This is a genomic window from Clostridium sp. JN-1 (assembly GCF_003718715.1).
Taxonomy (GTDB): domain Bacteria; phylum Bacillota; class Clostridia; order Clostridiales; family Clostridiaceae; genus Clostridium_AV.
In genome coordinates this window covers 1,612,564-1,627,001 of record NZ_CP033465.1, presented here as the reverse complement: position 1 = coordinate 1,627,001, position 14,438 = coordinate 1,612,564, and the positions used below count along the sequence as shown (strand labels likewise).

The following is a 14,438-nucleotide window of genomic DNA, read 5'->3' as shown; positions in this document are numbered from 1 at the left end:
TGAACCAGACATTTAAATGTTGGCCGTAGATACCTATAAAATAAGAATAGGTGAACTCTAGTAAATTAGAATATGGAGGGAACATATTATGATAAAAATTGCAGTATACGGAAAAGGTGGTATTGGAAAATCTACAACAGTTTCTAACATATCAGCTGCACTTTCTGATAAAGGAATAAGAGTCATGCAGATTGGATGCGACCCTAAAGCTGATTCTACAATTTCACTTCATGGTAAAGCAAACATGAATACAGTACTTGAACTTGTAAGAACTAAGAAAAATGATTTTACCCTGGAGGACATGGTTACCATTGGATACAGCGGTGTAATATGTGTGGAAGCAGGTGGTCCTAATCCAGGCTTAGGGTGTGCAGGTAGAGGAATTATAGCAGCGCTGGAAAAGTTAAAAGAAAAAGGCGCGTATGATGTATATAAACCAGATTTAGTGATATATGACGTATTGGGTGATGTAGTATGCGGAGGATTTTCCATGCCAATGCGTAAGGGCTATGCAGACAAAGTATTTATTATAACGTCAGGCGAAAACATGGCCATTCATGCAGCAGCCAATATTGCAATGGCTATAGATAACTTTAAAGGCAGAGGTTATGCAAGCCTTGGGGGAGTTATTCTTAACAGAAGAAATGTGAAAAATGAATATGAAAAAGTGAGCGAATTGGCAGAGGATATTCATTCAGAAATAGTTGGTACCCTAGACAGGAGTGATGTCGTTCAGGAAGCAGAAACCTTGAATAAGACGGTAATAGAAGCATTTCCCGAAAGTGATATTGCAAAACAGTATAGAAAGCTAGCAGAGAGTATCACAAGGATATGCGGGAAGGAGATATCATGCTTATAAATGTATCTAGACATGTTGATGAGACAGGTGCCTGCACTGCAATAAAAGATGCTGCATTTCCTGCACCTTTTGTATCTGGACTTGAATATAATGCTCCTGCTAGGGGAACATGGAATATAGTTCATATTGGAATGCTCATTCCAAAATCACATCAGATATATGTATGTGCAGCAAATTGTTTAAGAGGAGTTGTTCTTACAGCAGCAGAAATGGGCGCATCTGACAGATTTTCAACTATAGCTGTACAGGAGAACAATGTGCTGGAAGGTGACATGGAAGAACTTATCATTGAGGGTGTATCGGATATACTTGAGAAGCTTCCACAAAAACCCACGGTAGTTTTGCTATATACAACCTGCATACAGCATTTTATGGGATGTGATTTGGAGCTAGTTTATGGAGAATTACGAAAAAGATATCCAGATGTGGCCTTTGCAGAATGCTATATGGATCCTATTATGAGGAAAAGTGGTCTAACGCCGGATGAGAAAATGAGACGCCAGTTGTATAGTATACTTGAACCAATTAAAATTAACAAAAAAAGCATTAATATCATTGGCAACAATATTCCTACGGATGAAAGCAGTGAATTAATACGGACCATCCGTGAAAATGGATATGAACTTAAGGATATTACTCTTTGCAAAACCTATGATGAATACCTTAAAATGGCTGAAAGTTGTGCTAATATATCCTGTCTTCCTGCTGCAATACCAGCTGGGGAGTATTTACAACAAAAATTAGAACAGAAGCACTTGTATTTGCCTTTGTGTTATGGATTTGATGAAATAACAAAAAATTTGAATATATTGAACAAATATTTGGGATTACCAAAAAAAGAATACGAAGATGAAAAATTAGCAGCTTTAAATGCTTTGAAAGAAGCAAAAGAAGTGACTGGCGGTGCAAAGATTTCTATAGATTATACATCTGTTCCGAGACCAGCAGGACTTACAAGATTACTTGTGGAAAATGGATTTAATGTAGATAGGTTGTATGTAGATTCATTTACAAAATGGGACAAAACAGATTTTGACTGGCTTGTAAAAAACAAACCTGAAATAAAAGTGTATGCTACAGTACATGCAAAAATGCGTGTTCTGGACAGAAAATGCAGTGAAAAGAGCCTTGCAATAGGACAAAAGGCTGCTTATTTTACAGGAAGTGAATACTTTGTAAACATAGTAGAAGGCGGCGGCATGTATGGTTTTGATGGAATTGTGAGGCTAGCTGGGCTTATAAAAGAAGCTTTTATATATCCGAAAAATGTACGCGAAATTATACAAGTCAAAGGATTGGGGTGTGATTGCTGCTTATGAAACAGACTTCAGCATTTATTTCAATATATACTGCAGATGTATCGGGTGTCTGTTCCGCACTATATGAATTAGGCGGGATGACTGTCATGCATGATGCATCAGGGTGCAATTCGACATATACTACTCATGACGAACCACGCTGGTATGATATGGACAGCATGATATATATTACAGGTCTTTCTGAAATGGAAGCTATCATGGGTGATGATGAAAAATTAATACATGATATTGTGACAGCTGCCAATGACTTGCATCCTAAATTTATAGCTATTGCAGGTACACCCATTCCAATGATGATAGGTACAGATTTTCTTGCTATTGCAGAAGTGATTGAAAATGAAACTAAAATCCCTACATTTGCTATTCAAACAAATGGAATGCACTCTTATATATGTGGAGCAGGACAGGCTCTTGCTGAAATAGCTAAACGATTTACTTTGGATGGTTTACCTCAAAGAGTAAAAAGTGTAAATGTGCTTGGAGTTACTCCTTTAGATTATTCTGTAAACAGCAGTGTAGACAGCATTAGAAGGCGATTAACTGAAGCTGGTTTCGAGGTTTTATCTGCATGGGCAATGGGAAGTACACTGGATCAAATGAAACAAGCCGGAGCTGCAGAAGTAAACTTAGTTGTTTCTTCTACTGGACTTTTGGCAGCAAAAGAATTACAGAAGAAGTTTGGAACACCATATGTTGTCGGCGTTCCAATGGGAGATCAGTTTGCAGCTGTAGTAATGAAATCATTAGATAAAGCAATTAGCACAGGAAAATCACAAATTGCATATAAACGAGCTGTATGCGACTGTGACACAGTTATTATTGGAGAAAACATTTACTCCGAATCATTAGCTGCAGCACTTGCACTTACAAAGAATATGAAAGTTAAAGTTTTATGCCCTTTGGAAACGGAACCTGATTTGTTATTATCAGAAGATATTTTGGCAGAAGATGAAGATAATATAATGCTGTATTTGCAAAATGCAAAGGCTGTGATTGCAGACCCTATTTATCGCAGGATTATTCAGCCTAGTACTAAATTTATATCACTTCCACATGAAGCTTTTTCGGGAAGAATTTATAGAAAAAATATTCCGGATTTGGTTGATAATATAGATATAATACAGTGAATTAAAAGACAAGATTGTAACTGAAACCCACGACAGATGTAGTGGGTTTTTACTGTTTCCAACGATTAATGAGTTGCTTCACAACTTTTATGGATTAATTAGAAAAGTTACTTCTTTAAAAGTTGGGTAATGTGAGCTATTATGAAAAATAGTAAATGGTGAACAAGATGAGAGGTATAGAAAAAATATGAAGAGAGAAAGGTTATTGAAGAATATCAGTGTACAAATAAAAAAAGGAAACCATATTATTGGTGTAGCAACAGGTACGGGAATGACAGCAAAATATGTAGAAAAGGGTGGAGCTGATTTTATTTTAGCGTTAAATTCTGGTAGGTTTCGGCAGATGGGGAGAAGCTCATTAGCGGGTTTTTTACCATTCTGTAATAGCAATGATATGGTAATGGACTTTGCTTCAAAAGAAATAATACCATTAGTAAAAGATATGCCTATTATTTTTGGATTTAATGCAACGGATCCTACAAAAGATATGGAAAACTACATATATAAAATAAAAGATATGGGCTTTTCTGGTATTAATAATTATCCTACAGTCGGATTGATAGACAATCAATTCGGCGAAGCACTTGAAGAAGCTGGATGTAATTATTTAACCGAGGTAGAAGCAATAAGAATAGCTCATAGGGAAAACATGTTTACAGTTGCATTTGTATTTAATAAAATACAAGCAGAGCAAATGATTAATGCTGGAGCTGATGTTATTTGTGTACATTTGGGATTAACAGGAGGGGGATTATTAGGAGCAAAAAAAGTCTTCTCACTGGAAGCTGCAAAGGTTAAGGCAGCAAAGATATTTAATAAATGTGATGAGTTAAAGCCCAATGTAATTAAATTAATATATGGTGGGCCTGTAAAAACACCAATTGATGTTCAATATATGTATAGTAATAATGAAGATTTAATGGGATATGTAGGTGGCTCGGCATTTGAAAGAATTCCATCAGAAAAGTCTATTACAAATATAACAAAAGCTTTTAAATCATCAGCTCAGTTTGATAAAGATGATTTAATGGTTAAGATGCTAGATGGAATTACAAAGCATTATAATTATGTTGAATTTGTTAAAGAATATGTTGCTCAAAATTACATGAATGATATTTCATTTTTAGATTTAGCTAAAGTAGCCCATGTATCTAGAGGTTACTTAAGCAGTTTGTTTAAAAAAGAAGTAGGCTGTAGTTTTCCACAGTATCTAGTTAAATTTCGTATAAATAAAGCAGCAGAAATTATATCTAAAGAGAATATTCAATTGTCAGAATTAGCAGTGTTAGTTGGTTATCAGGATTATGCACAGTTTAGCAAAATATTTAAAAAGTATAAGGGATGTTCTCCAAAACAATATAAATTTAGAAATATGACATAAACACAAGAATATAGTACATAATAACGTTTACTCTAAAGCATGAAAAAAGTATGATTAACTTGTAATTAATCATACTTTTTTATGAGAACGTTCTCTAAACTATTTACCTAGTATTGTACAGACTAGGTAAAAATAAAGTTGTAAAGGAGGTTAAATAAATTGAAGACTATCGCTATTGCAGGAACATTTGATACCAAAGGTATTGAATATTCATATGTAAAGGAATTAGTTGAAAGTTTGGGTTTAGGTACTTTTACTATTCATACAGGGGTATTTAAGCCGACTTTTGAACCAGATGTATCAAATAGTGAAGTAGCAAAGGCAGCAGGCATAGATATAGAAACTTTAGCTTCTAAAAAAGATAGGGCATTAGCAACAGAATTATTAGCAAAAGGTATGGAAAAATTAGTACCTGAATTATACAAGCAGGGTAAATTCGATGGCATTATTTCTTTTGGAGGTTCTGGAGGAACTTCTTTAGTGACACCAGCTATGAGGGCATTACCTATAGGTGTGCCAAAGGTTATGGTTTCAACAGTTGCTTCAGGAAATACTGAACCTTATGTAGGTACCAGTGATATAATCATGATGCCTTCTATAGTAGATATTGCAGGTCTTAACTCGATTTCAACAAAGATTTTTACAAATGCTGTATTTGCAATTGCAGGTATGGTTAAGTTTGAGAATACAAGAGTTGTGGAGAAAAAGCCATTGGCTGCTGCAACTATGTTTGGTGTAACAACACCATGTATAACAGCTGCAAGAGAGTATCTTGAAAAAAGGGGATATGAAGTCCTTGTATTTCATGCAACAGGTATAGGTGGACGCTCAATGGAATCACTTATTGATGGAGGTTTCATTGAAGGTGTACTAGATCTTACAACCACTGAATGGGCAGATGAAATTATTGGAGGGGTCTTAAATGCAGGACCTAAGCGTTTAGAGGCAGCAAGCAAAAATAATATTCCGCAAGTTGTATCTGTAGGTGCACTTGATATGTGTAACTTTGGTCCATACGATACAGTACCAGAGAAATTTAAAGGACGTAATTTATATAAACATAACCCTACAGTAACACTTATGAGAACAAATATAGAGGAAAATAAAGCAATTGGTAAAAAGTTAGCTGAAAAATTAAATTTGGCTAAAGAAAAAGCAGCATTGCTTATACCACTAAAAGGAATATCTGGTATTGATGTAGAAGGTCAACCTTTCTATGGACCAGAAGAAGATAAGGTTCTATTTGATATATTAAGAAATAATGTAAATAAAAATTTTGTGGAAATAGTAGAAATGGATTGTGCTATTAATGATGTAGAATTTGCAGAGGCTGCAGCACAAAAGTTAATAGATATGATGAAAAAATAATAAATTTAAATTATAGGAGGAATTATTTATGAATACAATGACAAGAAGCGAAATTATATCAGGTTTTAAAAAACAGGTTGAAAGTGGTAAAATATTGGTAGGAGTAGGAGCAGGAACAGGTATTACAGCTAAGAGCAGCGAAGCTGGTGGTGCTGATATGCTTATTATATATAACTCTGGAAGATACAGAATGGCAGGAAGAGGTTCTCTTGCAGGTTTATTATCTTATGGAGATGCTAATAAAATTGTAGTTGAAATGGGAGCAGAAGTACTTCCAGTTGTAAAGAATACTCCAGTACTTGCTGGTGTTTGTGGAACTGATCCTTTTAGAGTTATGGATATATATTTAAAACAATTAAAAGCTCAGGGATTTAGCGGAGTTCAAAATTTCCCAACAGTAGGTTTGATTGATGGAGTATTTAGACAAAATTTAGAAGAGACAGGCATGGGATATGGACTTGAAGTTGAAATGATTAAAAAAGCACATGAATTGGATATGCTTACAACGCCATATGTTTTTGATCCAGAACAAGCAAAAGCAATGGCAGAAGCAGGCGCTGATATTTTAGTGGCACATATGGGTCTGACTACAAAAGGTACAATTGGTGCTAAAACAGCACTTACATTAGATGATTGTGTTGAGAAAATTGAAGCTATAATTAAAGCAGGCAGATCAGTCAATCCAGATATTATGGTAATTTGCCATGGTGGACCTATTGCAGAACCAGAAGATGCTAAATATGTAATTCAGAGAACAGAAGGAATAGATGGTTTCTTTGGAGCATCTAGTATTGAAAGACTTGCGGCCGAGAGAAGTATTAAAGAGCAGACAGAATCATTTAAATTAATAAAAAAATAATAATTCAAAGTATGGATTTACTTAAAGGCTAATTTTGCTTATAGACTAGCCTTTATTTTTTAGTTGAAAATATTTTTATTGAGTATCACATATAAGTAAAATCATACTAATTTTTTATTTGAAGAGGTCTCTGTTGATTTATAATGAAAAATTAAATTTGGGTACACAGGCTGCGTTCTCTATAGATTTTAAAAATTCTTGCGCGATAACCTCTTTTCCTTTTCTTATTATGTCTCTATGAAAAACTGCTGCTTTATATAACATTTATATTGCATAGTAAAAAATCGCAAATTCTTTCTGAATAATGCGATTTTATTTCTATAAGATGTTCTTTAAACTATTCTTTTTCTACATTAACTGCTGTACCATAACATAAAACTTCTGTTATGCCTTGTGATACCTCATTTGCATCATATCTAATTCCAATAATAGCATTAGATTCTAATTCATCTGCATGCTTCATCATTAATTCAAAAGCATCATTTCTAGTCTGCTCACACAATTTAGTATATAATGATATATTTCCACCCACAAGACTTTGTAAGCCTGCTCCTATATTCCCTACAATACTTCTTGAACGAACAATTATACCTCTTACTAATCCATTGTTTTCTACTACCTTATATCCTGGAAGTTCAAAAGCCGTTGTTGTCATCCTTTTATCCATTTTTGTCCACCTCATATTCATTAATTTTTTAACTATATATATATTATCCAAAAAACATAGATGCAATTATATCATAAATTAATCTCTTGTGCCAGTAAATTATTTTAATATCTTCAATTTCGTAATATAGGAATAGAAATAAATTTCAAAAAGGTATTTAATAGAAAAGCTTGGAGGATTTTTAGAATAAAAATTCGCCATCGATTACATCTTTTAGATAAATATTATATCACTTATTAGGGTATAATATTAAAATAACTTGCTATATATAATAAACTATGATATCATTAATAAGAACTTAAATTAATAGTAATTAATGCAACACGAATATATTTCAATTAGTACTTTATAAATATAGTATGTGATATCGAGATTTTATTTAGTGGGTTATTACAATGAATTTAAGAATAAAATTTCGGAGGTATACATTAAATGAATGGTACAGTAAAATGGTTTAATTCAGAAAAAGGATTTGGATTTATTACAGGAGAAGATGGAAAAGATGTTTTTGCACATTTTTCTCAAATAAATTCAGATGGTTACAAATCACTTGAAGAAGGTCAAAAAGTTTCTTATGACGTAGTTAAAGGACCAAAAGGACCTCAAGCAGAAAATATTACTATTATTTAATTAATGAATATTTTACCCCTTAAATAGTTATTCTATTTAAGGGGTTTTTAGTTATTTTATTATATTTTGAACTCTGCCTATTTTACCGTCGCTCAACCTTACTTTTATTCCTCTAGGATGATAGGTTGAATTTGTAAGTATATCTTTGACAGTTCCACGTGTCAATTTCCCAGTGCGTTGATCCTCTTTTAACACAATATCTACAAGCCTTCCTGCATAAACATCTTCTCTTCTTTTACCATTCATATATTAGTGCTCCTTTGTATTTAATATTCTTGTGAATTGTTTTTGAAAATTTTACGTTAGATATTACAGCTTCATAGTGAATTTATAATATTGTTTAGGTGACAGCTGAAATTCTTTTAATTCAAGTATCTCATATTTCGTTTTGATAAAAATTGAAGATAGATTATAATGTGAATATATTATACTAATTTGGAAGTATTCTTTTTGAATCAGCATTAAAAACAAATTCTTCTTTAGAACTTGCAGTAATAACAGGATGCATAAGGATTTCAATAAAAAAACTGGTAACGGCAGGTGAGATATTTACATAAAATCTGTGGACGCTCTCCAGCCGTCAATATAATATTAGTATGTAAACTGTTTTATTTCTGCTTATATAATCCAAATCCAGTTATAACCAATTTATCCCAATCAGTTTCTTCATTATTAATCCAACTATATTCAATGCTAAGTTCTTTTAGCCAAGCATTAAGTCCATTACTTACTTTACTTACATTTGGTGATTTTCTCCCAAATTTGTCTTTTATCGTTTCAAGCAATTCAATTTGTTCTTCTTTTCCTAATTCTTTATCTAACATTCCTTCTATAACTTCGCGGCATTCTGAATAAGATTTATGATCCTCGGCATATATTTCATTGGCTAATAATTGTCTCTTGTTATTTAAAGTCTCTTGTACTTTATTTATTTCTTCCACATTTGATAAGTACTTCTTAGCAATTTTCATAGCAGCAATTTCATTATCTAGTTTGATTATTGTTCTTTCTAATTTTTCATTTCTCATTTTAATAGTCTCACTTTACATTTTTTATTTAGTCATTATTTAATGACAATATATAATTATATCATAAAACTACTTATCATACAAAAAGTTTCTCACTAGAGTTTGTGTCAAGTTCTAGTAGGCAATTTATTTTTTAACTTTTTCCATTATAAATGTGGTTAAAAATTCCATTTTCAAAGGGCTTCGCCCGCAGCCCGAAAGGGCGTACTTATCCCCTTAACTTTTTATCTGGAATTTTAAACTTATCTATAAATAAGTTCACTAAAATTTCTCTGCTTAAAAAAACTTTGTATTGCTTTTCTTCCATTAGTCATGGCGCAGCCTGTAAATGGTATACTTGCCTGTTGTACAACATTTCTTTACTTTCTTATTTACATCAGCTGCTGTTAGCGTAATCATTTCTGTTATTGTTTCTAACTTACTATCTGGAATAACTCCAGAACATACTTCATTAATTAAATTATATATCCTCTTACTTGCTTTTTCTGCTAATATCTTAGCCATATTATTTGCACCTTTAATGGACCAACTCATTTTTCTTCCTTTCATCCTTTGAGCTAGTATATCGCATATATTATGCTCCATTGTTCCTAAATTTCTGTATTCTAAGCCTTCCGGGGCTTCTGGCATTTTTATCTCTTCTCTTAAGTGATATGGCCTTAATCCTATTTTATTGTCAAAAATATATGTATATAATTTTTTTAACTTCTTAAACTTTTTTTCATCTTCAGTATATTTAACCATTAGCTTTGTTACGTATGCAAAACTCTCTTCTATTTGTCCATCATGCAGCATTTTCATTAGTTTATGTGCTTCCTTTTTGTCTTGTATATTCCTTAATACAGCCTGGCTCTTATGAAATGGGTCTAATTGAAAATATATGCCTTCATCCCCTATACCTTGTTTTATCCATGATGCTCCATCTCCATTTAAAATTCTTGTTTCAATTTCATCTGTATTATATATTTCTGCAATGGTAGCATCACTAAGTTCTTTGAACTTTTTACCGGTACTAAAACTAGCACATGCTATTTTATTCTCAACTACATAAGCATCTTTGCTGCCATTTCTCTTCTTCCATCCTTCGTAAGTTATTCCAAGCTTAAGTTCTTTCTTTTTAGACTTACTTCCCTTAGGTCTATCTTTTCCCTGTGTATTTAGCCATATTCCATCTTGTTCTTGAAACAAAACCTTAACTTCTTTTGGTCCATTCAATTGTCCTTTTTTATTCAACAGTATTTTTCTTTCTTCCTTTTCTTCTATTTTAGAACCTAACTTTTGTATTATATTCCATACTGCTGTATGGCTGATTTCTTGGTTTGTCAGCTCTTTGATATTACTAGAAGTATTTCTCTAAGATACATTAGTTACATTATCAACTATCTTTTCTACTAAAGTACTTGAAATATGACCTATTGTATCCATTTGCAAATATTCATCTAATAAAAATTTATATGCTTTTTTCCCATCATCTGTTTTAAATTTATACATACGTCTTTTGAACTCTACGTCTCCCATAATAGTCTTTATACAAGTAGATCTTAACCCTTTATTTCTATAGACCTTACTATCCCTTTCATCCATCAACCTTCGGTCTAGGTGCGTTAGCACTTTTCTTAAAAATCTACATGCCTCATCGCATACATATTTATATATTTTTTTCTCCAAATCATTGAAAGTTATACTTTTATCATTTAAACTTAAATTGTACATAATCTCACCCATTTTCTTGTATAGTCTTCACAACTTACATTATAATGGATTTTTTATGTATGTGGGAGGTACTTTTTGTATCTCCTTTTAATTTAGTATGCAGTAACATTTACTACTTTTGCCTACTAAAATTATACTCTAAGTTAAATTTCATTTTAATCATTAGAAATACACAAAATCTATGTGATCTTTTTGATCATTTGTGATAATTTTAAAATGTAAAGTGTTTTTGAAAGGAACCTTTTACTTTTTATTACATTTTAAACTGATGACATTGAGCGACAGAGGAAGAAATAAAAGCTATATACAGCCTTATGCATGAGGTTAAGGAGATGTTAGATATTCAGTATGAACCAACAGGATACAACATAGGAGTTAATGTAGATTACTATGCTGGACAGACAATAAAGCATTTGCATGTTCATTTAATTCCAAGATATAAGTGTGATGTAGAAAATCCTAGAGGTGTAGTTAGAAATTTAAAGAAGGCTTTAGTCAAGTATGATGGGTAAATAAATTGAACCTCTTTATGTTTGGTTTCACTACAAGACCATTTAAATACAAAGAGGTTTATTTATTTACGCGTATTTTCTTATAATAGCTTTGATCTTTTTATTCTGACAAGCTTCTAAAGGAGTTAGTCCTAAGGAATTTTTTGAATTAATATCGAATCCGAGACTTATAAGGGTTTTTAAAAACTCTTCAAAGTTTTCATAAGGACAGCCAATATAATCATCATGAAGAAGTGTGTTTTTATATTTGTCTCTTATATTTATATCAGCTCCATATTTTACAAGAAGATTCAGAAGCTCTACAGAATAGTTAAAGGTGCAGTAAAATATAGGAGTCTTGCCGGATATGTTGAGTCCATTAACTTTCGCTCCTTTTTCTAATAGCATAGTTATTACGTCTATGCGAGGTTTACCCCGTGCACAAAACCTATGAAGAGGGGTTTCTGAAAGACTGCCATGATGGCTGTTAATATCGGCACCGTTATTTATTAGTATTTCAATTACTTCAAAATAATTATTTTCACAATTATCAATAGCAAAAAAAAGCATATTTTCAAGCTTTGAATTATAATTTAAATCCCCAGCGTCCTTAAAATAATTCCTTATTTCATTAAGGTTTCCTTCTCGAATAAATGTATAAATTGATTTAGGTTTTGAAGAAAATATATTACCAAATATTTTCATGTTAGTTACCTCCGGTTAATTACATATTTTATCATGCTGAAATGGTAAATATTTAAAGCATTTATGCAAAATCTTACATTGTGAATGGATTTTATCTATTTATAATATATCCTATACCAGTATCTATTACTAGTGTTAAAGCAATGATTTCAATGAAATTTTAGATAGAAAGCTAATTAAGATTATATTTTTATATTAGGATAAATCAAGGCTTTTATCTAAAAGTTTAATAAATTCATTCACTTTAAATCCTACTTTCATAAAGTTAACATTGGTGCTTATAAATAGTATACATGAAATACTTACCAAAATATATTTATACACTTATTATAGAAATAATTTTTAAGTTATTCTAAAATATAAATTATGACTTTATATATAATACTTATTTAACTAATATAAGAGAAGGTGAAAGTTTGGAAAGCAATGGTTCTAAAGAAAAAGTAGTGTGGCTTTTTCAGTTTTTAAAACAATATAACAACATTAGAAATCCTTGTATAATGTAGTCGTAGCATTCAATAGAAAACTATCTATATTTCTAATAAACATTACAACTCACTTCTTCTTTATTATTCGTAAAATCTTTACCCGATAGGGTGTGTTTCTAATCTAACTTAGTTTTCTATTTTTCCTTAACGGGAAACCAAATTAGTAAATATTGATGTATAATATCTCCTGACCTGTACTCGAATTGATGAACACATATGAGTTAGATATAATAATCATATGGAGGAGATAAGAAATGTCAGGTAATGGTAGAAGGTATAATGCAGAATTTAGAGCTGATGCTATAAGACTTGTATTAGAAGAAGGCAGATCTATAATCAGTGTATCAAAGGATTTAGGGGTAAATGATCAGACTTTAAGGAACTGGATAAATAATATAAAAAGAAAAGAAGATCCAGAAAAGTCCAGTATAGATGAACTTGAACGACAACTTAGAGAAAAGCAGAAAAAGATAGATGATCTGGAGGAATCAGTTGATATATTAAAAAAAGCTGCAGCCATCTTTGCCAAGGACAGCCGAAGGTAATTTATAGCTTTATAAAAAGCCAGCGTGACGTTCATTCGGTTGCAAAGATGTGCCAGTTATTCAATGTGTCACGCAGTGGATATTATTTATGGAATAAGCCGTCAAAGAGCAAGATAAAAGACGAAAATGAAAAAATACTTAAGACAGCACAGGCCAGTTATTTTAAAAATCATGGAATTTGCGGACTTGATAAACTTCTCTATGATGTAAGAGAAGAGTTCCCACATTGCAGCATACAGAGACTTTACAGGATACAAAAAGAAAATAAGCTTTATTCCATAAGGAAAAGAAAATATAAAGCAACTACATACTCTGATCATAAACTTCCAGCAGCAGAAAATCTCTTGAATCAAAATTTCAAAGTTAATAGTCCAGATTCTGTTTGGGTAACTGATATCAGTTATATTAGTACAAAAGAAGGATGGTTATACCTTTCAACTGTAAAAGATATATGTACAAAAGAAATAGTAGGATGGGCTACAGCTGATAATATGAAGACATCATTGTGTATAACTGCACTTAAAAATGCTATAAGAAGATACAGACCTGAACCAGGATTAATACACCACTCAGATAGGGGAATACAGTACTGCAGCAGTGAATATCAAGAATTTTTGAAATCGAACAAAATAATATGCAGTATGAGCCGCAAGGGTAACTGTTATGACAATGCATGTGCCGAAACATTTTTCAGTACTATAAAATGTGAATTGCTTTACCAGAAGGAATATAGAACACGCGAAGAGGCAAGGCGAGATATATTCTGGTATATAGAAATATATTATAACAACCAGAGAAGGAACCAGGCAATTGGCTATAAGGTACCATCTCAATTTAGAAAAGAATTTAGAATTTTAATGGCATCATAATTAATTTTATATAGAAAATTTTCTTGAATCAGATAGAATAGTAAATATGCGATATTAAAAGAATACTTAACTCTCAAGTGTCCACTTTTTCGGGAAAAGCTCAGCTAAATGAATATATCAATTATTGGAATAGAAATAGTAGTTATACTATAGATGATTTAAATAACCTAATTAGTGACTTAAATAAAGCTTTAGATTACATAAGTTTAGATAAAGAATGGACTCTTGCAACTATTGAAGCAGCAAAAGAAGAAGCAGTAAAACAGCAGTGGGTAAACCTTGTAAATGAAATAAATCATGTGTACAAAATGTCAATGGATACTTCTGAGCAAATACTAAAGTATAATCCAGAGTTTATAGGCAAAAAAGAAAAAATTGATATATAGAGG

The 14,438-nt window shown here is 31.9% G+C and carries 13 protein-coding genes and 2 pseudogenes; 10 read left to right on the top strand and 5 right to left on the bottom strand.

The genetic code is table 11. The features are described 5' to 3' along the window. Window positions 1-88 precede the first annotated feature (88 nt). The 6 genes from EBB51_RS07695 to EBB51_RS07670 all read left to right on the top strand — a co-directional run bounded on the left by EBB51_RS07695 (window position 89) and on the right by EBB51_RS07670 (window position 6,913). Window positions 89-859 (top strand): nitrogenase iron protein NifH, encoded by a 771-nt coding sequence (locus tag EBB51_RS07695; RefSeq protein WP_123053927.1) that lies wholly within the window; start codon window positions 89-91, stop codon window positions 857-859. Next, complete coding sequence (locus EBB51_RS07690) at window positions 850-2,178, top strand: nitrogenase component 1 (RefSeq protein WP_123053926.1); 1,329 nt, start codon at window positions 850-852, stop codon at window positions 2,176-2,178. Before EBB51_RS07695 ends, EBB51_RS07690 begins: the two co-directional genes overlap by 10 nt. Next, a complete protein-coding gene (locus EBB51_RS07685; RefSeq protein WP_123053925.1) occupies window positions 2,175-3,305 on the top strand; it encodes a nitrogenase component 1 in 1,131 nt (376 codons plus the stop codon). Before EBB51_RS07690 ends, EBB51_RS07685 begins: the two co-directional genes overlap by 4 nt. Before the next feature lie 187 nt (window positions 3,306-3,492). After that, window positions 3,493-4,686, top strand: a complete 1,194-nt coding sequence (locus EBB51_RS07680) for a phosphoenolpyruvate hydrolase family protein (protein ID WP_123053924.1) — start codon at window positions 3,493-3,495, stop codon at window positions 4,684-4,686. Window positions 4,687-4,845: 159 nt separating this feature from the next. Continuing rightward, window positions 4,846-6,054, top strand: coding sequence for a Tm-1-like ATP-binding domain-containing protein (locus EBB51_RS07675; protein ID WP_123053923.1), 1,209 nt, complete (start codon window positions 4,846-4,848; stop codon window positions 6,052-6,054). Between the two features lie 28 nt (window positions 6,055-6,082). Next, window positions 6,083-6,913, top strand: a complete 831-nt coding sequence (locus EBB51_RS07670) for a phosphoenolpyruvate hydrolase family protein (RefSeq protein ID WP_123053922.1) — start codon at window positions 6,083-6,085, stop codon at window positions 6,911-6,913. 337 nt (window positions 6,914-7,250) lie between these two features. Here the strand turns inward: EBB51_RS07670 and EBB51_RS07665 are convergent, their stop codons facing one another. Next, on the bottom strand, window positions 7,251-7,580 hold the full coding sequence (locus EBB51_RS07665; protein ID WP_123053921.1) for a YbjQ family protein: 330 nt from the start codon (window positions 7,578-7,580) through the stop codon (window positions 7,251-7,253). A gap of 432 nt (window positions 7,581-8,012) precedes the next feature. Here EBB51_RS07665 and EBB51_RS07660 point away from each other — a divergent pair, with 432 nt between their 5' ends. Further along, on the top strand, window positions 8,013-8,210 hold the full coding sequence (locus tag EBB51_RS07660) for a cold-shock protein (protein ID WP_123053920.1): 198 nt from the start codon (window positions 8,013-8,015) through the stop codon (window positions 8,208-8,210). A gap of 51 nt (window positions 8,211-8,261) precedes the next feature. Here the strand turns inward: EBB51_RS07660 and EBB51_RS07655 are convergent, their stop codons facing one another. The 3 genes and pseudogenes from EBB51_RS07655 to EBB51_RS07645 form a co-directional block, all read right to left on the bottom strand. Beyond that, window positions 8,262-8,456, bottom strand: coding sequence for a YwbE family protein (locus EBB51_RS07655; protein ID WP_123053919.1), 195 nt, complete (start codon window positions 8,454-8,456; stop codon window positions 8,262-8,264). 362 nt (window positions 8,457-8,818) lie between these two features. Then, entirely contained in the window at window positions 8,819-9,238 is a 420-nt protein-coding gene (locus tag EBB51_RS07650) for a hypothetical protein (protein ID WP_123053918.1), read from the bottom strand. A 306-nt stretch (window positions 9,239-9,544) separates the two neighbouring features. After that, window positions 9,545-10,951: pseudogene (locus EBB51_RS07645) on the bottom strand (ISLre2 family transposase). 278 nt (window positions 10,952-11,229) lie between these two features. On the opposite strand from EBB51_RS07645, the pseudogene EBB51_RS13860 reads away from it, so the two are divergent. After that, window positions 11,230-11,463 (top strand): annotated as a pseudogene (locus EBB51_RS13860) (HIT family protein); the annotation flags it as partial. A gap of 66 nt (window positions 11,464-11,529) precedes the next feature. On the opposite strand, the gene EBB51_RS07635 reads toward EBB51_RS13860, so the two are convergent. Continuing rightward, the gene (locus tag EBB51_RS07635) at window positions 11,530-12,147 is read right to left on the bottom strand and encodes an ankyrin repeat domain-containing protein (RefSeq protein WP_123053916.1); all 618 of its coding nucleotides are present in this window, start codon (window positions 12,145-12,147) and stop codon (window positions 11,530-11,532) included. 742 nt (window positions 12,148-12,889) lie between these two features. Between EBB51_RS07635 and EBB51_RS07630 the strand changes: the two genes are divergently transcribed. Continuing rightward, window positions 12,890-14,049 (top strand): IS3 family transposase gene (locus tag EBB51_RS07630; RefSeq protein ID WP_123053915.1). Its coding sequence is split into 2 segments (ribosomal slippage): window positions 12,890-13,148 and window positions 13,148-14,049, totalling 1,161 coding nucleotides; the frame shifts between segments, so codons are not numbered across the junction. A gap of 77 nt (window positions 14,050-14,126) precedes the next feature. Continuing rightward, entirely contained in the window at window positions 14,127-14,435 is a 309-nt protein-coding gene (locus EBB51_RS07625; RefSeq protein ID WP_123053914.1) for a hypothetical protein, read from the top strand. Window positions 14,436-14,438: the final 3 nt, after the last annotated feature.